Raw genomic sequence first — 21,137 nt, forward strand, 5'->3', positions numbered from 1 at the left:
GAACAAGTAAGGTTGTTCTGTTGTTATATATCTAAAATAAGGTTATGAGAAGAACACATTTACTATCTATAGCAGCACTGACGACCTTACTACTTAGCAGCTGCGAAGTGATTGGCGGCATATTCAAAGCGGGTGTATGGACCGGCATTATCATGGTGGTCGCCGTCATAGCCCTCCTGATATGGATCTTCGTGAAATTGATGGGTGGCAACAGACGATAACACGCCCCTCACATCTGCCATTTTTACCATTTTATTGCAATCGGCACGTTATTTTCTTCTTCATAGACAGAACAACAGCATTTTTTGTTGTACTCAGGTTCAAATGTTGTTATATTAATTCTACATTTGAAAGTTTATGAAGAAGACAATTATCGTACTCCTGTTTATTGTAAATGCCGTATCGGTATTAGCCCAAGAAGGATATCCGACCCCCACCGTAAAGGACGTACTGTTTTATATTCAGCACAGCAGAGGAAAAAACACCTTTATTTACCAAGCAAATTATACGGCTTCCAAGGATCTTAATGAAAAAGAACCCATCAAAGTATGTAGACAGCTTTTCGATCTCAATGGAGAAGTTAAACCCATAACAAACATCCAACGCAAATATGCCTACGGAGTCAAGACGGAAAAGCTAGGACATAACTACTACGAGGTGGAACTAGTTTCCTATCCGGGCCAAAAACTGTATCTACGTATGGACAAAAACCATCATCCTTACGTGGAAGGCACCATTAACGGCCAATATATGCATGTCAAGCACCTTTTCATCAAATTGAAAGACGGCACCTCCGGATTAAATGTGAAGGCAGATTACATCCTTTTTCATGGGCTTGATAAAAATGGGAAACCTGTAAAAGCAAAACTTTATCCTTCCCATTAAAGCGTATCCCAAATAACAAATAAACACTATATTTGCCTTATGATTACGGCAGAGCGATATCACGATATTTCATGTGGTCACCGTGTAGTAGGACATGAAGGCAAATGCAGATTTCTTCATGGCCACAACTACCGCATCCATTTTGAAATTCAAGCAGAAAGTCTCGACACAGTTGGAAGGGTCATTGATTTCTCAGTCATCAAGGAGAAATTGTGTATGTGGCTGGAAGAACATTACGATCATAAATTTCTAATCTGGCAAGAAGACCCACTCCTTAAAGACCTGCAAAAGATCGCCGACGAAAGCCTTGTTATCGTTCCGTATAATCCTACAGCAGAAAATATTGCTAAATATTTGGTGGAGGTAATAGGTCCGCAACAACTTAAAGATACGGCATGCAGACTGATACGCTGCAAAGTCGAAGAAACCCAAAAATGTTCCGCCACTTATACGATATAAAAAAGAGAAATCGATGATTTCTCTTTTTTATATCTAAGCAAGCTCTAGTAGCACTGGACAATGGTCCGAATGAATAGCCTCTTTCAATATTTTAGCATCCTTAATACGGTCAGCCAAACTCGTAGAAGCCATATTGTAATCGATACGCCACCCTAAGTTCTTAGCACGAGCTCCAGCACGGTAACTCCACCATGTGTAGTTATGAGGTTCAGGATTTAAAGCTCTAAACGTATCTATAAAGCCTGAATTGATAAAGTTTTCCATCCATTCCCTTTCCTCAGGAAGGAACCCTGAAGTGTTAGCATTGGACTTGGGATTATGGATGTCAATAGGACGATGACAGATATTATAATCTCCGCTGATAACCAAGTTGGGATGCTCACTCATCACCTTATGTGCATACTGATGAAAGTCATCCAAAAAACGATACTTAAAATCCTGACGCACATCACCTGTAGTACCAGAAGGAAAATAGGTACTCATTACCGACACATCGTCGAAATCTGCACGAATAATCCTCCCCTCAAAGTCATAATCTTCATGACCACAACCGTACTCTACGTGCTTAGGCGTGATTTTCGTAAAAATGGCGGTACCACTATACCCTTTTTTCTGCGCTGGATACCAATAGTGCTCGTAACCCAACTGCTCCAAATACAGTATTTCAGGCACCTGATCAGGGGTAGCTTTGATTTCCTGAAGACAGACAACATCAGGATTTACTGATTTCAACCATCCTAACCAATCCTTCTTCAGTGCGGCCCTGATTCCATTTACATTGTAGGTGATAATCTTCATCTATGGGAGCTTATAGTCTTTGGATTTAAAAGAATCAAACAATCGCGTAAAGAAGCCGTTCTTGGGAGGTAAACCTGCCATCTGACGTTCTAAATTAATAGCTTCACGGCGTGTGAGCAACCTGATAAACATAGGCTCATTGGTGATAGGTCTATCATTTTTGTCCGTCCTTACGACAGCAATACTATCTACCACATCCAGCCCCAGGATGACCTCGCCAAATACCGTGTAGTTTCCGTCTAAGTGGGGCGTACCACCAACCTTAGTATAGGCTTCCCGTTGTTGAGAGGAAAACTTCTTCCCGCCCATACGAAACGTTTCCAACGAATCTAGCCCTGCTTCCGTAAACTTACGCCCCTGCACAATATAGAATTGAGAGCCCGAAGACGCTTTAGCAGGGTTATTGTCCCGCGCAGCTCCCAAGGCTCCCTTCTTGTGGATCAAACCTTCCTGAATTTCTGCAGGAATGCGGTAGTCCGGCCCACCGCTACCTAATACCGTCAGACTTGTTGTCGTAGGCTTCTTCGACTCCGGATCGCCGCCCTGTATTACAAAATTGTTAATCACACGATGAAACAAGATGCCGTCGTAATAATATTCGCTTACAAGCTTCTTGAAATTGTCTCTATGTTTTGGTGTTTCGTTATACAACTTTGCCGTAATAACGCCCTTATTGGTTTTTATCTCCACATAATAATATTGAGGCTTCTGTGCATACGAACACAAGAAAAGCACACCGAATATTAGGGTTGCTAAAATCCTTTTCATAAAATGTCTTTTACTAAATATAGTTCAATTCCTGGAAATAGTCTATAATCAAAGATTTGATGAGCATCTCTTGCTCCAACAGCGTATAGTTGGGAATAGGCTTCACGAGCTGCCAATGTGGCCAGCCCTCCTCATCCAAACCTTTCAGCTCATAAAATCCTAAAGAAGAGAACAGTCTGCAGGTGGCTATATGCATCAACTCTTCTTTTTCACGTTTGGAAAACTGTCGGGGACCTTTTCCTAGTTCTTGAACACCTATCAAAAATAACATGACCTTAATGTCGGGAAGCTCCATCTCAAAATTTGTTGCGATGACTTCCCTAAGCTCATTCCATTTTTGATTTACTTCTTCTGCTTTCATATATTGTTTTTCCCGACACAAAATAGGTAAATTTATTTGCTTTCCGACGCTATGGAGCGAATACTGACTACACCTTGACAGAAGTCAGCTCCTGAATCAGCTCCTTACATCTTCTTTCAATCATCTTATATACCGGCTCAAATAAAGTGTCATCATAATAAGGATCGGGTACGATATCATCCTCCAGGAAAAGAGACACTTTCTGAATATGATCCGGATGTTGGGCAAGACGTACCACATCCTTGTAATTCTGTCTATCCATTACAAATATGCGATCGTAGCGGTCAAAGAAATCCGGTCTGAAATGTCGTGCCCGCTGCTGCGAGATGTCTACGCCATATTTACGAGCTACTGCGATACTACGTCTGTCGGGAGCTTCCCCCACATGCCAGTTGCCTGTTCCAGCGGACTCTACCTGCCAGTTTAGATTGTGTTGTGCTGCATAATGTGCTAAGATGCCATGCGCCAAAGGCGAACGACAGATATTACCAAGACATACCATCAATATCTTCATACGACAAAAATGCTTATTTAATTACGTAATAACAAAAAACGGCTTTCTAAAGAAAGCCGTTTTATTTATTTGTTGCCAATCAATTCGATATTAATATTTCAAAGGAATATTCAGTTCTACCGTACTTCCACGTTGAGGAACTCCTTTGATACGAACGATATTACGTTTGGTATTGGCTAACGCAGCTTCAATATCGTCCACATTGTTCACTGGTTTGCCGTTTATCTCGGTGATTACCAAACCTTTCTCGATACCGAAATATTCGAAGATTCCTCCTCTATGAATTTCAGTCACAACTACTCCGGAGTTCACCCCTAGCTCTTTCTTACGTGCATCTGACGCAGGAATGAAGCTTGCACCCAATTTATTGAATATTTCGGTTGCACTTGCACTTGGTCCTTCATCACCTCCTAAGGATTTGACATCGTCTTGCGATTTTAATGTCAAAGTAACATCTTTCTCTTTGCCATCACGTTTGTATGTAATGGTCACTTTATCACCCGGACGTAATCTCGCTACACGTTCTTGCAAGTCTGACGAAGAATAAATTTTCTTACCATCAATCTTCGTAATGACATCGCCTTTCTTGATACCTGCAGCTTCCGCAGCACCTCCCTTCACCACGCTCTGAACATATAGACCATTAATATCGTCGATACCTGTCTCTTTACGAAGAGCCTCATTAATTTCTGTAAACGTAATACCAATGTAGCCGCGTTTTACACTACCGTACTTCTTGAAATCATCCAACACTTTCTTCGCCAGGTTGATTGGAATAGCGAATCCATATCCAGCATAAACCCCTGTAGGAGAAGCGATAGCCGAGTTAATCCCTATCAACTCTCCTCGAGCATTTACCAATGCACCACCACTATTACCTCTGTTAATCACAGCATCGGTCTGAATAAAGGACTCAATAGCTGTATTGACCATCTGCTCATCTGGATTGGAATAGCGGCGTTGCTGAGCATCTCCAAGAATACCGATCTGACGTCCTTTAGCACTTACAATACCTGCTGTCACTGTAGATTGAAGACTCAAAGGATATCCCACAGCCAATACCCACTCGCCGATCTGCACATTGTCCGAGTCCCCCATCTTCACAATAGGTAGGTTGGAAGCACTGACTTTGATAAGTGCCAAATCCGTACTCGGATCACGCCCTATGATCTTGGCTTCAAACGTACGTTTATCAGTTAGCTGCACCTCAATCTTATCGGCATTTTCAACAACATGGTTGTTGGTGACAATATATCCGTCAGGAGTAAGAATAACTCCCGAGCCAGAAGCCTGCGCTACACGAGGTTGAGCCTGACGACGTTGCGGCAAACCGAAAAACTCATCGAACAGATCAAAAGGAGAACCATACTCCTCCTGTCTGGAGCCTCTACCACTCATGGTCACCTTGATATGCACTACAGCTGGTGAAACCGCTGCTGCAGCCTGCGTAAAATCAGGATTACCGGTTGAGGACAACAGTTCTCCAGGATTATTGGCATAATAAACTTTCTGTTGATCCTCAAACGTCATATTTTGTAATTGTTTGTTTTCAAACAATTTATATCCCCCTACAGCTACAGCACCTCCCAAAACTGCTGTTAATAAATTAACTCCAAGATTCTTCCCTAAATTCTTCATATTACTTATGCTGTATTAATCTTATTTTTGTATATATGTTTACATTTCTTATTCAAATGTAATACCATATCCAAGTCGAGACAAAATAATGTCAGTTAAATTTTGTTAAGAAAAACAGGCTTAGGCTAGGTTTTAACAACATTTAACAGATATCTGCTCGATTGTAACAAGAATATTAATTTTGAGCTTAATTTTCAAGTATATGCACAAAAAAATTCCATTCTACAAATACCAAGGGGCCGGCAATGATTTTATCTTAATCGATAATAGAAATGCTTCTTTTGACAGAAAAAACGAACAATTAGTAAAAAAACTTTGTGACAGGCGCTTTGGTATCGGTGCGGATGGGTTGATGCTCCTGCAGCAGGCGGAAAATTATGATTTTGAGATGGTATATTACAATGCCGATGGTGCGGAAGGAACCATGTGTGGTAATGGAGGAAGATGTATTGTCGCCTTTGCCCGCGACTTGGGAATTATAAGCTCCACAACTGACTTTTTGGCAGTAGACGGTCCCCATCAAGCCTCTATTGACGGCAATCAAGTGACCTTAGGAATGATTGAAGTGCACGATTTCCGCAAAGACGGAGAGGCATATATTCTTAACACCGGCTCTCCTCATTATGTGCAGTTTATCAAAGGGCTGGCGGATTATGACGTATTCCAAGAAGGCAAAAAAATTCGTTATAGTGGAGCCTATGGTGACAAAGGCATAAACGTAAACTTCATAGAAAAAGAAAATAACGGCTACTTCCTTCGTACCTACGAACGAGGTGTGGAAGACGAAACATTCGCTTGCGGTACGGGAGCCACCGCCGCAGCTATGACGGTAGCCCTTCACCACAATATGGAAGGCGACATCAACATCCCTATCCGTGTGCTGGGAGGACAGCTTTACATATCTTTCCACAAAAAGGATAAGGCTTTTACAGACGTATTCCTCAAAGGACCCGCAAAGTTCGTCTTCGCTGGAGAGATTGATGAAGCTAATCTTTAAGAATATCCCGGATAATTTCCGCAAATAAACTATTCCCCTTATATTAGATGTCTTTTTGATGAACCATAGAAGAAATTCATGCAACAAATAGACACTAAGCTTCCTTATAAACTCATCTATTCGATTGGAGAACACCCTTATCTGGGTTACCTCATGGAGCCCCATATTGTGCAACTCAACCCCAACGGAAGCCTGTCTTTGTCGTATAAGCGCGTTTTCAGCAACACGGTAGAAGAATTTGCCAACGTATTGGATGAGACGGATTACAAAATCATAAAGCTTCTTGACGACCTTGAACAAAGCAACGTCATCAAAAAATACCATAAAAAAGCTGTACGCCCTATCGACTATTTCGGAAAGATTTTCGACTCCAAAATATACGATTTTATACGCCCTAAGCTGGAACAAAAACTGCTTAAAGTTTTGGAACTTATAGGCGACAAGCCTCTCTATCTTATGAGCAAGAAAGATGGCTATCCGGCCGACAAAAAGCTCAAAATCGCGGAACAGTCTACCTCCATCCTTTTTCATTTCAGAAGAAACGAAACGGAAACCCGCTATTTTCCTACATTAAAATACAACGGCCACCGCATGGAATTCATGTATCGCAATGCGGAAGTCATCATCAACACACAAGCTTGGCTGCTGCTAGACAATGTGCTGTATCATTTCGATCAACCATTGGAGGGCAAAAAGCTGACCCCTTTCCTTAACAAAAGATACATCAGCGTTTCACGTGCCACAGAAAAAAAATATTACGAAACCTTTGTAACTTCACTGATTGAAAAATACTCAGTGTATGCCGAAGGTTTCGACATCAAGACCATAAAAGAGGAAGCCGTACCCGTGTTGACATTAAACTATGTAGAAAATGGCGAATCGCACCTACAGCTTTCATTCATATACGGTCCCTATCAGTTTCCTCCGAATTCGGACCATAAAATTTCGGTGAAACTTCATTACAACGAAAAACAAGACCTATACACCTTCACCCGGATCAAAAGGTCTCTTACTTGGGAAGAAAAACAACAACAGTTTCTCGAAAGCTTAGGTCTCAAGAAACAGGATGTCCTGTTCGGCAGCTACATCCCTGACGGAAAAGAATATAACAACATCTTCGAATGGCTGAGCAACAAAAAGGACCTTCTCCTCGCCCATGGCTTTGAAATCAAACACGAGACGGGAGATAAACACTTCTTCATAGGAAAAACCACCTTGGATATTGAAGTGGTGGAAGACAACGACTGGTTCGATGTGAGAGCTTTCGCCAACTTCGGGCCATACAAGATTCCTTTCGTTCAGTTGCGCGAACACATCCTCAACAGAATACAGGAGTTTACCCTCCCTAACGGTGAAATAGCCATCATCCCGGAAGAGTGGTTCGCCCAATATGAACACCTTTTTCAGTTTGTCATCTCCAAGAAAGAACTGCATCTCAACAAGGCGCATATAGGACTGCTACACGAAATTTCCGAACATACGGCGCTTACAATGAGTCGTAAACTGCAAAACTTAAACAACTTCGAATCCATAAGCAGAGTGGAACCTCCAAAAGAGTTTAACGGCAGTCTGCGTCCTTATCAGGAAGCCGGATACAACTGGTTTCATTTCTTGCAAGAATACAAATTCGGAGGAGTACTTGCCGACGATATGGGTTTGGGAAAAACCGTGCAAACTTTAGCTCTACTCCAAAAACAGAAGGAAGACCTGAAAAATACAGACTACGCCAAGACATCCCTCCTTGTGCTTCCTACTTCCTTAGTCTACAACTGGATCAAAGAAGCAGAAAAATTTGCTCCTAAACTTCGCCTACTCGTCCATACCGGACCGAACCGCTTTAAAGATGCTTACGCCTTTACACACTTCGACTTGGTGATCACCACCTACGGCATTGTGCGCAGCGACGAAGAACTCTTCAGCAAATTTTTCTTTAATTATATTATTTTGGATGAAAGTCAGAACATAAAAAACCCTACATCCAAATCTTTCAAATCCATAAAATCGTTGAAAAGCCGCCATAAACTGGCATTAAGTGGAACCCCCATAGAAAATTCGGTTTCCGACATCTGGTCGCAGATGCATTTCACCAATCCGGGTTTGTTAGGAAGCTATTCCTTCTTTCAGAAAGAATTTGTCATACCTATAGAAAAGAAAAAAGACGAACAGACCGCAAAGCGTCTGCAGGCAATCATTAAGCCTTTTGTGCTTCGGAGAACCAAAGCACAGGTAGCTACGGAATTGCCTCCGAAAACCGAGCAGATCATCTACTGTGAGATGACGGAGAAACAGGCCGAGCGATATGAAACCATAAAATCCGAATACCGCAATGCCCTACTGGAAGGTGCCGTCAACGGTAAAGGTAGTCAGATTGCGCTGCTTCAAGGATTGACAAAGCTTAGACAACTAGCCAACCATCCTCGCATGTTGGACGAAAACTTCAAAGACGGATCAGGCAAGTTTGAAACCGTATTACAGATGCTGAGCTCCATCTCCGACGAAGGAAACAAGGTGCTTATCTTCTCCCAATTTGTCAAACATCTAGAGTTGTTTAAAGAATATTTTGATACAAAAAACATCAAATACGCTTACCTTGATGGGGCTACAAAAAACCGGGCCGAAGCGGTAAGAGAGTTCAAAGAAGATGCCGACACACGCATTTTCTTGATATCCATAAAAGCCGGAGGCGTAGGTCTTAACCTCACCGAAGCGGATTATGTATTCATCTTAGACCCATGGTGGAACCCTGCCGTAGAGCAACAGGCCATAGACCGCTCCCACCGTATAGGGCAGAAACGAAACGTCTTCATCTATAAGTTTATCAGCAAAGACACCGTGGAGGAAAAAATAGTGGCACTGCAAAACAGAAAGATGTCTATTGCTACCTCTTTGATTACTACCGAAGAAACTTTTGTGAAATCGCTTACCCAAGAGGACCTTCAAGAACTTCTACGTTAATAAAAAAGCTGTAACAGCAGTTACAGCTTTTTAAAATTTGAGATTCTGGCAACCAAGGACTACTAGATCAATCCTTTTTTGTATAATAATTCCGCTATTTGAACGGCATTTGTTGCAGCACCCTTACGCAAATTGTCCGCCACGATCCACAAGTTTACAGTCTTATCTTGCGACTCGTCACGACGGATACGACCTACGAATACCTCATTCTTACCATGTGCATCCTTAGGCATTGGATACTCCAAGTTGGAAGGATTATCTACCACCACAACACCGTCTTGCTGACGCAATAGCTCTCTAAGCTCCTCAACATCAAAATCATTTTCAAACTCTATATTCACGGATTCCGAGTGACCTCCTACCACAGGAATACGTACGGTAGTGGCCGTCACACGGATAGTGTCATCCCCCATGATTTTGTTGGTTTCTTTGATCATCTTCATTTCCTCTTTTGTGTATCCGTTTTCTTGGAACACGTCGATATGAGGGATTACGTTCAGGTCAATCTGATAAGGATAAGCCTTTTCGCCTTCTATACCGGCACGCTCATCCTCCAGCTGACGTACAGCTTTCACGCCTGTACCTGTTACCGATTGGTAAGTAGATACAACTACACGTTTGATTTTATACTTGTCGTGTAATGGTTTCAACACCACCACCATCTGAATGGTCGAACAGTTTGGATTGGCAATAATTTTATCTTCCGCCGTAAGCACATCACCATTTACCTCAGGAACCACCAACTTCTTCGTAGGATCCATACGCCATGCCGAGGAGTTGTCGATCACGGTAATGCCGGCCTCTGCAAACAACGGCGCATATTCAGTAGAGGTGCCTCCTCCCGCAGAAAATAATGCAACATTAGGTTTCAGAGCAATAGCTTCTGTTGGAGTAATTACCTTATACTTCTTACCCTTGAATTCAATTTCCTTACCCTTACTTTTTTCTGATGCTACTGGAATTAATTCTGTTACCGGGAAATTACGTTCCGCTAATACCTTCAACATTTCTGACCCAACTAAACCTGTTGCGCCAACTACTGCTACTTTCATTTTTTACAATTGTACTTTAAGAATTTAATTAATACTGTTTACATAAATGGTCTCAAACATAAGAAATTAAAACCACTCTAACGATATAAATTTTTAATTTTTTGCATGAATTTTGTATTAAATATTAGAAAAGACACATCATTTTGTTATTTTGGTTATAAAAATTGTAATTTTTTAAGCCATTTGGCAGAACTTATGCAATGTAAAAACCCTTCTTAGAGAAAATTATTCTGTAAATTGCCCATTCCATCGAAACAAACAATTTGTTGTTGTATTCGGATCATGACATTTTCGCTAAGGGTAACTTATTGCCGTATCATCATCCTTACCATTTTGGCTTTGATGGGCTGGCGTCAAAGTAGGGCTCAAGCTAGCGGCAACCTTATCATCAATGAGCTTATGGTAAACCCTAACAATGTGGCCGCCCTTCCCTCATTCGAATACATCGAGCTTTATAACAATTCAGGCAGCACAGTAAATTTAGCCTCCATAACCCTACAAATCAACAATAATCAGACCTCCTTGCCAACATACTTCCTTGCACCGCAACAGTATGTTATCCTCTGTTCGGCAGATGCCGTGGATGATTTCTCTCGCTATGGAAATGCCATAGCGCCGTCACGCTGGTACGCCTTGGCCAACACGGGCGCCACCGTACGCCTGCTCCAGCAAAACACTGTTATCGATCAGGTAAGCTATCGCGACAGCTGGTACAACAGTCCCTCCAAACGCAATGGCGGATGGAGCTTAGAACGCATCAATCCCGATTGGTTGTGCGACATCAACCTGAACTGGTCTGCAACATTATCCCTGACCGGCGGCACTCCAGGCAAAGCCAACACCATCTTCAATAAAAGGCACAAACCCGACCTCCAACTCATAAACTATGAAATGGATAACAATAGGCTTACTTTAGAATTTAATATCGACGCCTCATATTGGACGGACGTCACCACTCCTATATTCGAAATTCAAGATTTCGATACGGCACGCTCCTTCGAAGTGACAGACAACAAGGTGGTATTGATATTTTCAAAAATGCTGGAAGAAAGAACGCTGTATAGTCTGAGAGTGCGTAGTCTCACACTTTGCAACATACCCCTTGAAGAACAGCTATTTTCTCTTTTCTATCAGCCAACAGTCAGCACCAAAGACATACTTATCAGTGAAATTCTATTCAATCCTAAGGAAGGAGGTGTGGACTTCGTAGAAATCTATAACAACAGCAACCTTCCTATCAACATTCAAGGTTTCACACTCGGCAACAGAGTTGTAACCCATGATTTCTATCTCCTTCAACCACAACAGTACTTAGCCTTAACGACAAACAAAAGGGTACTCCTCCAACAGTATCCTAATGCCTTTGCCGACAACATACTTGAAGTGGCAGCCTTACCGCCTTATCCTAACCAACAGGGTATCGTCACCCTATTTGACAATAAAAATCAGCTTATAGACTCAATATATTACAATGCCAATATGCATGGTGAGCTGATGCAGAATGTTAAAGGAATATCATTAGAACGCCGCTCCTTCCAAGACATAAAATTTTACTCGGCCTCTACGTTGGCTGGAGGAGCAACCCCAGGCTATCAAAACTCCACAGCGACACTAAATATCCCACAAAACAGAATATACTTAGCTTCAAAGACTATGTCGCCCGATGGTGACGGATTCGAAGACGAACTGCAGCTCCTCTACGAACTTGTAGAACCGAACTACCTCATCACAGCAGAAATATACAACGACAAAGGTGTTTTGGTAAAAAGACTGGCCCACCTACATCATGCCGGCACACACGGACAGCTACAGTGGGATGGAAAAGACCAATACGGAAATCACTGTAAACAAGGACATTACATCTGCACCGTGCAGATTTTTAATACAGATGGAAAAGCACAACAATTTAAGCAACCGTTTGTGTTAATCAACTCATTGACAAGACATTGAAAATCGAATAACTTTGCTAACTCATATGAAAGAAACAATAATTATTTTAGGATCTAACGGCCAAATAGGAAGTGAGCTTACGGTTGCTTTACGCAAAAAATTTGGTCAAAAGAATGTGATTGCTTCCGATATTAGGGAACCGCAATCCATCGAAGAAGGCGACATTTTCGAGGTTGCTAATGTTTTGGATAAAAACCGTCTTAAAGATCTTTTCATCAAATATAAGCCTACCCAAATATATCTGCTGGCAGCCATGCTCTCGGCTACCGGCGAACAGTACCCTCAGAAAGCGTGGGACCTAAACATGAACGGATTACTCAATGTGCTGGACCTAGCTGTAGAATTGGGTATCAAAAAAATATTCTGGCCAAGCTCTATCGCTGTGTTTGGACCACATTCACCGAAGATAGACACCCCACAATACTGCATCATGGACCCTAACAGCATCTATGGAATCAGCAAGCTTGCAGGGGAGCGTTTGGTAGAATATTATCATGCCAAATATGGATTGGATATCCGCAGCATCCGCTATCCGGGAATCATCTCTTGGAAAACAGCACCAGGAGGAGGTACCACAGATTATGCCGTACACATCTTCTTCGACGCTATTGCCAAAGGAAAATACGAGTGCTTCCTTTCGGCCGACACAGCTCTACCGATGATGTATATGGATGATGCCATCCGCGCCACGTTGGAGCTCATGGATGCTCCGGCACAAAACTTAACTATCCACTCCAGCTACAATCTCGCAGGGATTTCGTTCACTCCTGCAGAGATTGCACAAGAAATTAAAAAAATTCTTCCTAATTTTGAAATGTCTTATGCTGAAGGGGATCCACGTCAAGCCATCGCTGATTCATGGCCTAAGAGTATTAACGACGAGTATGCACAAAAGGATTGGAACTGGAAGCTGGCGTACAACCTTGAAGATTTGACAAAAGAAATGCTGAAAAATCTTAAAAACAATTAAAATAAAATGGGTAGAGCTTTTGAATTTAGAAAAGAAAGAAAATTTAAACGCTGGGCCAAAATGGCGGTCCAATTCACACGTTTAGGAAAAGAAATTGCAATTGCAGTTAAAGAAGGTGGGCCTCTCCCAGAAAATAACGCTCGTTTGCGCACAGCAATCCAAAACGCTAAGGCCGTAAACATGCCTAAAGACCGTATCGAAGCAGCCATCAAAAGAGCTTCAGAAAAAGACGCTAAAGGCTATGAAGAACACGTTTATGAAGGTTACGGTCCGCATGGCGTTCCTATCTTGGTAGAAACGGCAACAGACAACACTAACCGTACTGTAGGTAACATCCGATCATATTTTACGAAAGCCGGAGGATCTTTAGGAAAAACCGGTTCCTTGGATTTCATTTTCAGTAGAAAATCCATCTTCCGCTTCCAAGCATCAGACGACTTAGACCTTGAAGAATTGGAATTGGAATTGATTGATGGCGGATTGGAAGAGCTTTATGTGGAGGCCGACGAAGAAGGTAACGACGTCATCGTCGTACAAACATCTTTCGAAGACTTTGGTAATATGCAACGCCTTCTAGAAGAAAAAGGAATAGAACTTAAGTCTTCTAAATTGGAACGTATTCCATTGTCACACACACAAGTGTCGGAAGAACAAGCCGCCGATGTGATGAAGCTTATTGACCGCTTGGAAGAAGACGACGATGTGCAAGCCGTATATCATAATATGGAGTAAAAACAACATGACCACAACATAAAAAAAGAGGGTTTCCCCCTCTTTTTTTATTAATAGTGCAAAATCATTAACTTTGGATATGCTCTCATTTGAAGAATTCTTTATCAAGAAGAAAATAGATCTCTCTGCTTTAAGAAAAGCGGATGAGGCGCTATTCTTAGAATTCCAAGAGCATTATCGGCTGATGGGAGAGAAAAGTTTTGACCATAGTAAGAAATTCTGGTTCAACAGGTTAAGACATCTACACCCTCTCCATGAAACACAGGCACACCCGGTAAGGACTTCAACTCCATTAAACCCAGAAAAGAAAGAACCTAGCAGCACGCCAAGTGCGGAAACCGCAAAGGCGGCTCCTACAGGCTTTAAACCTCGCTTCGCAGCAGCAGCAAAAAGCTCGGCAGCAGATGATGTACAGAAAAAAGAAGCCGATAACACAACATCTCCTGCTGAAACCAACAAACCAGCTGGATTTAAGCCTCGCTTTAAAGCCGGTGTAACAAAGGCTGCTCCCGCTACAGAAAATAAAGAGGATTCATCCCCTTCTGTAGATAACACTAATGAAAGTACGGAAGCAAACAAACCTACGGGATTCAAACCTCGTTTCAAGGCCGGAGTAACTAAAATAGCTACGAATACACCAGCAGAAGAAACTTCTTCACAAGTTAAGCCTACCGAAGTAAGTAAACCTACAGGCTTTAAACCTCGTTTCAAAACTGCTGCAACTTCTTCTACTCAGGTGGAAAAGAAAGAAAGTGCTGCTGAAGAAAAAGCACCATCCACAGAAAGCTCTAGCACTGAAGGTGCTCCAGCAACGAGCAAACCTTCCGGCTTCAAGCCTAGATTCAAAGCCGGGGTAACAAAAACCATTTCCGAAGACGAGAAAGCCGATGCTGCCTCCGCAGCTGATACACAACAAGAAGAAAATAAGGAAACAAATAAACCTCTTGGCTTTAAACCACGTTTTAAAGCAGGGATAACCAAAAATAAACCAAAAGAAGAATAATCTTAACCAATTATATCAGACTATGCTTAAAGAAGAAAGACAGGCCTATATAATTCATCAAATCAACCTGCACAATAAAGTTTTATCCTCCGATTTAAGTGTCCAACTAAACGTCTCGGAGGACACCATTCGTAGGGATTTGAACGAACTAGCGGAAAACGGCCAAGTAATCAAGGTATATGGGGGAGCATTATCCAAATCTTTCCAGTTCCCTTTCCAAGACGGCAATGTGTATGCCAAAGAAAACAAGAAGAAAATCGCTTCCAAAGCATTGACACTGATCAACTCGGGCATGACGGTATTGATAGGAGGAGGAACTACCATGATCGAACTGGCACGACTTATTCCTAACGATTTACAATGTACGTTCTTCACCATCAGCCCTCTTGTTGCCATGGAACTGGCAGAAAAAGATAACATCGAAGTATTCTTATTGGGAGGTAAACTATCCCGAAATACCAACATCGTTACGGGGTCACAAGTCATCAATGAACTTTCAGACTTACATGTAGACCTGTGTCTGCTAGGAACTAACAGTCTCTCTATAGAAGAAGGTATTACGGATTCGGATTGGGAAGTCGTTCAGATAAAAAGAGCGATGATTAAATGTTCTAAAAACTTGGCTATCTTAAGTATAGCCGAGAAGCTCAATTCGAACCAAAAGATGCGTGTAGCACCTCTTAAGGAAGTCTCTTATCTGGTGACCGACTTAGAGCCTAACGACAAACATCTTAAAGATTTCGCCAAACATATCAAAGTGTTATAGATGGACAACAGGGAGGAAGAAAAGGAAAGCTCGTTAAAGAAAAAAACGGCGAAAGGTTTATTTTTCGGTGGCCTTTCTAATGCTATCCAGCAGATCATAGGCTTTCTCTTTGGGCTTTATGTAGCTCGCAACCTTCTTTCTCCCAGTGATTATGGTACTATAAGTCTACTGACCATCTTTGCGTTGATTGCCACAGCCTTCCAAGAGAGTGGCTTTGTCATGGGATTAGTCAACAAGAGGGAAGTTTCGCACAAAGATTATAATGCCGTCTTTTGGTGTAGCCTGTCCATAAGTACACTGCTGTACATCGCACTCTTCTTTTTGGCCCCTTTTATAGCAGACTTTTACGAAAAAGTGGAGCTTACCGCCCTGTCTAGATTCTTGTTCATAAGCTTCTGGCTAGGCAGTTTTAGCATAGCACATAATGCATATCTCTATCGTCACCTTATGGTCGCCGAAAGAAGTATCGTCATGCTGTCGGCACTTATCGTTTCTAACATAGCAGGATTAATCTTTGCCTATTACGGCTTTGCCTACTGGAGCTTAGCCATCCAGACTGTGGTGTATACTTTCGTCTCAAGTTCCATGTTTTTTTATTTCTCGAAATTCAGGCCTACACTTCATATTGATTTCTCTCCCATCAAAGACATTTATAAGTTTAGCAGCAAAATCCTTATTACAAACATTTTCATTCATATAAACAACAATATTTACGCTTCGGTATTAGGTAAATTTTTCTCCAAGCAACAGATAGGCTTTATCTCTCAAGCCTCGAAATGGAACAACATGGGACAGTCGCTGATTACCAACATGATCAACAATGTGATTCAGCCCGTACTCAATCAAATCCATGATGATGAAAACCGTCAAGTCCGTGTGTTCCGTAAGCTGTTGAATTTTACCTCCTTCGTAGCCTTCATTATGCTTTTTGGCTTAGCAGCAGTGGCCGGCGACTTTATACGTATCACACTTACGGACAAATGGATTGAAAGTGCACGCTATGTACGTATTCTTTGCATTGGGGGAGCTTTCGCTACCATCAATAACGTTTTCTCAAACCTCATACTTACCAAAGGACAATCGTCCATCTACATGTTTAACATCGTAGGATTCGGCATCTTACAGTTCTTAATCTTAATCCTATGCAAAGACTTTGGATTGGAATTGTCTATCATGCTGATTTCCACACTTAACCTATTGTGGATATTCATCTGGTACGTCATCGTCAAACGATTCATCGCTTTCGGTCTCATGCAGCTTATCAGTGATGTTTTTACTTATGTATTCCTCGCAGGGATAGCCTGTGCCGCCGCAGCATTCCTTTCACAAAGCATTTCCTTATTGTTTGTACGCTTCTCAACATGCATCCTTGCTTCCGGTGTATTTTATCTTTTGTTAAATAAAATTTTTAAGCCCGATATCTTGACAGAAATAATCAACTTTGCAAAAGGATCGTTGATTAAGAAGAAATGAAAAAAGTCCTATCCATCATCGTATCATATAATTTCGAGCCATGGCTTGACAAATGTCTACAAAGCTTGTTAAGCTCCTCTTATCCTACTGACATCATGGTCATCGACAATGCTTCTAAGGATAGGACCGTCCCACTGCTGAAAGAAAAATATCCTTCGGTAATTCTTTTGGAATCGCCAACAAACCTAGGCTTCGGCAAAGCCAACAATATGGGAATGGAATATGCCTTACGGCATGGATATGACTTTGTTTTTCTGGTAAACCAAGATGCTTGGATAGATAAAGACTGTATAAAACATCTGATAACATGTCCTGCGGCAGATTATGCTCTCCTATCTCCTGTACATTACGACGGTACAGAGAAAGCGTTGGACAAAGGTTTTCGGGAATATATCAAGCAGCATTATCCTCTTAAAGAAAAAACCACCAAGGTGAATTTTGTCAATGCGGCTTTTTGGTTTATAGCTACCGCCACCTTACGTAAAGTTGGGCTATTCTCTCCTATATTTTATCACTATGGAGAGGATAAAGACTTTGCCAACAGGTTACGCTTCCACAACATTGACATACTTGTGGTCAATGATGCTCTGGCTTATCATGACAGACAGAACCGCGAAGCTCCCGCAGGAATAAATTTTAAAGGGGAATTTGTTTATCATTTGACGGAATTTTGTAATATTAATTATCGTGGCACCACCGCTTTTGCGAAGGCAGTGTTAGCCTGCCTAAAGAAAGCGGGGCAACAGCTGTCTAAAGGGAAAGCGAAAGCCGCCTATAGATATATTAGAATTGCAGGACAACTGTCGGTAAAGACACAACAGGTCATTAAGACAAGAAAAGAAAACAAGAAAATCAATAATTAAATATGCAAAACTTGGCTCCAATTATCATTTTCACCTATAACAGGCCACAGCATACGCGTCGTATGCTTCAGGCCCTGGAAAATGCCGAATTGGCCAAAGACTCTGAGGTCTTCATTTTTTCGGATGGGGCAAAAAATGCCGCAGCCATAGATGCTGTAAACCGAGTAAGAGCCATCATCCGTGAACCATGGAACTTCAAACATATCACCATCATAGAACGCGACCGTAATATCGGCCTAGCACAAAATGTCATCAGCGGCGTCACAGACATTATCTCCCGCTACGGAAAAGCTATAGTGCTGGAAGACGACCTTATAATTTCCAAGGTAGGACTCCGCTATTTCAACGATGCGCTCGACATCTACGAAAGTGACGACAAAGTCATGGAAATAAGCGGATACATGTATCCTGTCAAAGATGCCGACAAACTGCCTGAGTCTTTCTTCTTCCGCGTGGCAACAAGCTGGGGTTGGGCAACATGGGAAAGAGCTTGGAAGCTCTTCAATCCAAACATCGACCAACTTACCGCAGGCTTCACCAGCGAAAAAATCAAAAGATTTAGCATAGACAACAGCGAAAACTTCTGGAAGCAAGTCAAAGAATTTAAAGCAGGAAAGATAAACTCTTGGGCTATACGCTGGTACCTATCAATCTTTAACAACCACGGTCTAGTGCTCTATCCCCGTCAGTCCATGATTCAAAATATGGGTACGGACGGCTCCGGCACCCATTCCGATGTGGACAACGCCTACCATGTGGAGCTAGCTACAGAACCTATAAACGAGTTCCCGAAAGAATTTGAAGAAAATAAGGCCGCTTACGAAGCAATTAAGTATTTTTACAGAACTCGTAAAGGCTCTTTACCACAACGACTCATACGATATATTAAAAAGCTTTGGAACAAACGTTAAAAAAAGTGACATCTCCCAAAATATCAATCATAACTATTGTTTACAACAACGTTCGAGATATCGAACACACCATACTGTCTGTCCTCAACCAGACCTACGACAATATTGAATATATCATTATCGACGGAGCTTCCACTGACGGAACTCTAGATGTCATCAACAAATATAGAGGCAGCATAGATGTTATAGTATCCGAGAAAGATAAAGGCATCTACGACGCTATGAACAAAGGTCTGTCCAAAGCTACAGGCGATTACGTCCTTTTTCTCAACTCAGGAGACGAACTATACGACAACAGCACCATTCAGACCGTTGTCGAAAGAGGTAACAATGCCGATATTATATACGGCGAAACGAAACTGGTGGATGAAGAGCGCCGCATCGTGGCTGACCGCCGCCATAAGGCTCCTTCAACTTTTGATTGGAAATCTTTCCGCTACGGCATGAACGTATGCCATCAGGCAATATACATAAAACGCAATATTGCTGAACCGTACGACCTTCAGTATAAGCTGAGTGCCGACATTGACTGGGTAATCCGTGCTGCAAAAAAAGCGAAAACCGCACAATATGTACACTGTTATGTAGCCCGCTATCTGGTTGGCGGCATGTCACAAAAAAGACATCGCCAAAGCTTGAAAGAACGCTACGAAATCTTTAAAAAACACTACGGCACCATACCCAACATTTTCAACCATATCGTCATCGCTTTCCGACTGATAAAATATAGAATTACCCATGGCAAAACCAGAGAATAACAGCCTTTTTAATCCTGAAATCCTGATCGAATTAGCAAATACAAAGATGCCTTTCGGCAAATATCAAGGCTGGCTCTTATGCAACTTACCCGAACCTTACCTCCTATGGTTTTATAAAAAAGGATTCCCCCCCGGCAAACTCGGACTGCTGCTGGCAACCCTTTACGAAATCAAACTCAACGGTTTAGAATACCTTTTAAAACCTTTAATTAAAAAGTAAAGAAATTCCTAGCAAGCCATTATATTTTACTACCTTTGTCGCTTATCTTTTAATTAACATTAAACGCCGTTTGCAGCGGTATCAATGACATGACTAAATATCAAACATTGCTGTACTATTGCTACAGCCGTATCGAAAATGCAGAAAAGTTTGCTGCAGACCACCTCGAATTTTGTAAATCTCTTGGACTCGTAGGACGTATCATCGTGGCTGACGAAGGTCTCAATGGTACAGTTTCCGGAACCCCTGAAGCATGTAAAGTATATATGGAAGCCATTTATGCTGACGGAAGATTCAACCACACCGACTTCAAAATCGACAACGTAGAACAACCTTCCTTCGCAAAGATGCACTGCCGCTACAAACCGGAAATAGTACACTCAGGACTCCGAGATCCCAACATCATAGATCCTACCAAAGAAACCGGCAAATATCTGGAGCCCAAAGAATTTATGGAGATGAAAGACCGCGAGGATGTGGTTATCCTCGACGTACGATCCAACTACGAACATTCTGTTGGTCGCTTCAAAAATGCGGTAACACTGGATATCAACAATTTCCGGGAGTTTCCGGAAAAGGTCAAAGAACTGGAACATCTGAAGGGCAAAAAAATCCTTACTTACTGTACCGGTGGTATCAAATGCGAAAAAGCATCAGCCCTCCTTCTTAAAGAAGGTTTCGAAGAAGTTTATCAGCTGCACGGAGGAATCATCAAATACGGAAAAGAAGTGGGCGGTGTAGATTTTGAAGGGGACTGTTATGTCTTCGACAACAGAGTTACTGTGCCGATAAATAAAGTTAACCCTACCATTGTGTCCACCTGCCGCAACTGTGGTAAGCCAACAAAGAAAATGATAAACTGTGCAAATCCCCGCTGCAACGACCATTTCACCCAATGCGATGAATGTGGCTGGGAGATGGAAGGCTGCTGCTCAAAGGAATGCCAATCCGTACCTTATAAAAGAAAATACGACGGCACAGGCTATTACGCAAAACTTTCTTCCTATACGCTTGCTCATTAAAAATAAGTATAAAAAAAACCTTGCTGTAATAAAAGCAAGGTT

Annotated in this window: 22 protein-coding genes; 16 read left to right on the top strand and 6 right to left on the bottom strand. The window is 41.9% G+C overall.

The features are described 5' to 3' along the window. The first annotated feature begins 44 nt into the window (after positions 1-44). The 3 genes from ABD873_RS11920 to ABD873_RS11930 all read left to right on the top strand — a co-directional run bounded on the left by ABD873_RS11920 (position 45) and on the right by ABD873_RS11930 (position 1,344). Positions 45-221, top strand: a complete 177-nt coding sequence (locus tag ABD873_RS11920) for a hypothetical protein (RefSeq protein WP_197053566.1) — start codon at positions 45-47, stop codon at positions 219-221. Positions 222-357: 136 nt separating this feature from the next. Then, complete coding sequence (locus ABD873_RS11925; RefSeq protein WP_039053525.1) at positions 358-885, top strand: DUF4833 domain-containing protein; 528 nt, start codon at positions 358-360, stop codon at positions 883-885. A 39-nt stretch (positions 886-924) separates the two neighbouring features. Beyond that, entirely contained in the window at positions 925-1,344 is a 420-nt protein-coding gene (locus ABD873_RS11930; protein ID WP_039053526.1) for a 6-pyruvoyl trahydropterin synthase family protein, read from the top strand. A 33-nt stretch (positions 1,345-1,377) separates the two neighbouring features. Here ABD873_RS11930 and ABD873_RS11935 read toward each other — a convergent pair whose 3' ends face one another. The 5 genes from ABD873_RS11935 to ABD873_RS11955 form a co-directional block, all read right to left on the bottom strand. Then, the gene (locus tag ABD873_RS11935; protein ID WP_345068603.1) at positions 1,378-2,142 is read right to left on the bottom strand and encodes an exodeoxyribonuclease III; all 765 of its coding nucleotides are present in this window, start codon (positions 2,140-2,142) and stop codon (positions 1,378-1,380) included. Beyond that, the gene (locus ABD873_RS11940) at positions 2,143-2,910 is read right to left on the bottom strand and encodes a peptidylprolyl isomerase (RefSeq protein ID WP_345068605.1); all 768 of its coding nucleotides are present in this window, start codon (positions 2,908-2,910) and stop codon (positions 2,143-2,145) included. A gap of 13 nt (positions 2,911-2,923) precedes the next feature. Continuing rightward, complete coding sequence (locus ABD873_RS11945) at positions 2,924-3,271, bottom strand: hypothetical protein (RefSeq protein ID WP_039053529.1); 348 nt, start codon at positions 3,269-3,271, stop codon at positions 2,924-2,926. 67 nt (positions 3,272-3,338) lie between these two features. Continuing rightward, a complete protein-coding gene (locus ABD873_RS11950) occupies positions 3,339-3,785 on the bottom strand; it encodes a low molecular weight protein-tyrosine-phosphatase (RefSeq protein WP_345068608.1) in 447 nt (148 codons plus the stop codon). A 90-nt stretch (positions 3,786-3,875) separates the two neighbouring features. After that, positions 3,876-5,423, bottom strand: coding sequence for a Do family serine endopeptidase (locus tag ABD873_RS11955; protein ID WP_345068610.1), 1,548 nt, complete (start codon positions 5,421-5,423; stop codon positions 3,876-3,878). Between the two features lie 202 nt (positions 5,424-5,625). Here ABD873_RS11955 and dapF point away from each other — a divergent pair, with 202 nt between their 5' ends. Next, positions 5,626-6,420 carry a diaminopimelate epimerase gene (dapF, locus tag ABD873_RS11960; protein WP_039053532.1) on the top strand — a complete coding sequence of 265 codons (795 nt, stop codon included), beginning with the start codon at positions 5,626-5,628 and terminating at the stop codon, positions 6,418-6,420. A 78-nt stretch (positions 6,421-6,498) separates the two neighbouring features. Then, complete coding sequence (locus ABD873_RS11965; protein WP_345068614.1) at positions 6,499-9,375, top strand: DEAD/DEAH box helicase; 2,877 nt, start codon at positions 6,499-6,501, stop codon at positions 9,373-9,375. Between the two features lie 62 nt (positions 9,376-9,437). On the opposite strand, the gene ABD873_RS11970 is transcribed toward ABD873_RS11965, so the two are convergent. After that, positions 9,438-10,427 (bottom strand): aspartate-semialdehyde dehydrogenase, encoded by a 990-nt coding sequence (locus tag ABD873_RS11970; RefSeq protein ID WP_345068616.1) that lies wholly within the window; start codon positions 10,425-10,427, stop codon positions 9,438-9,440. 282 nt (positions 10,428-10,709) lie between these two features. On the opposite strand from ABD873_RS11970, the gene ABD873_RS11975 reads away from it, so the two are divergent. The 11 genes from ABD873_RS11975 to trhO all read left to right on the top strand — a co-directional run bounded on the left by ABD873_RS11975 (position 10,710) and on the right by trhO (position 21,095). Continuing rightward, positions 10,710-12,377: a lamin tail domain-containing protein gene (locus ABD873_RS11975; RefSeq protein ID WP_345068618.1), complete on the top strand. Its 1,668-nt coding sequence runs from the start codon at positions 10,710-10,712 to the stop codon at positions 12,375-12,377. A 25-nt stretch (positions 12,378-12,402) separates the two neighbouring features. Beyond that, positions 12,403-13,347: an NAD-dependent epimerase/dehydratase family protein gene (locus tag ABD873_RS11980; RefSeq protein ID WP_197053567.1), complete on the top strand. Its 945-nt coding sequence runs from the start codon at positions 12,403-12,405 to the stop codon at positions 13,345-13,347. A 6-nt stretch (positions 13,348-13,353) separates the two neighbouring features. Next, positions 13,354-14,079, top strand: a complete 726-nt coding sequence (locus ABD873_RS11985; RefSeq protein WP_039053536.1) for a YebC/PmpR family DNA-binding transcriptional regulator — start codon at positions 13,354-13,356, stop codon at positions 14,077-14,079. Positions 14,080-14,158: 79 nt separating this feature from the next. Next, positions 14,159-15,082, top strand: a complete 924-nt coding sequence (locus ABD873_RS11990) for a hypothetical protein (protein WP_345068621.1) — start codon at positions 14,159-14,161, stop codon at positions 15,080-15,082. A gap of 22 nt (positions 15,083-15,104) precedes the next feature. Next, positions 15,105-15,848, top strand: coding sequence for a DeoR/GlpR family DNA-binding transcription regulator (locus ABD873_RS11995; RefSeq protein ID WP_345068623.1), 744 nt, complete (start codon positions 15,105-15,107; stop codon positions 15,846-15,848). Further along, on the top strand, positions 15,849-17,321 hold the full coding sequence (locus ABD873_RS12000; protein ID WP_345068625.1) for a lipopolysaccharide biosynthesis protein: 1,473 nt from the start codon (positions 15,849-15,851) through the stop codon (positions 17,319-17,321). Next, positions 17,318-18,184 (top strand): glycosyltransferase family 2 protein, encoded by an 867-nt coding sequence (locus ABD873_RS12005; protein ID WP_345068627.1) that lies wholly within the window; start codon positions 17,318-17,320, stop codon positions 18,182-18,184. Before ABD873_RS12000 ends, ABD873_RS12005 begins: the two co-directional genes overlap by 4 nt. A 2-nt stretch (positions 18,185-18,186) precedes the next feature. Then, entirely contained in the window at positions 18,187-19,095 is a 909-nt protein-coding gene (locus ABD873_RS12010; RefSeq protein ID WP_345068629.1) for a glycosyltransferase family protein, read from the top strand. Next, entirely contained in the window at positions 19,080-19,853 is a 774-nt protein-coding gene (locus ABD873_RS12015) for a glycosyltransferase family 2 protein (protein WP_345068631.1), read from the top strand. Before ABD873_RS12010 ends, ABD873_RS12015 begins: the two co-directional genes overlap by 16 nt. Continuing rightward, positions 19,834-20,073 carry a DUF3820 family protein gene (locus ABD873_RS12020; protein ID WP_345068633.1) on the top strand — a complete coding sequence of 80 codons (240 nt, stop codon included), beginning with the start codon at positions 19,834-19,836 and terminating at the stop codon, positions 20,071-20,073. Before ABD873_RS12015 ends, ABD873_RS12020 begins: the two co-directional genes overlap by 20 nt. An 89-nt stretch (positions 20,074-20,162) precedes the next feature. Further along, entirely contained in the window at positions 20,163-21,095 is a 933-nt protein-coding gene (gene trhO, locus ABD873_RS12025) for an oxygen-dependent tRNA uridine(34) hydroxylase TrhO (RefSeq protein WP_345068635.1), read from the top strand. Positions 21,096-21,137 lie beyond the last annotated feature (42 nt).

Origin of the sequence: Sphingobacterium thermophilum (assembly GCF_039541675.1) — a bacterium.
Taxonomy (GTDB): domain Bacteria; phylum Bacteroidota; class Bacteroidia; order Sphingobacteriales; family Sphingobacteriaceae; genus Sphingobacterium; species Sphingobacterium thermophilum.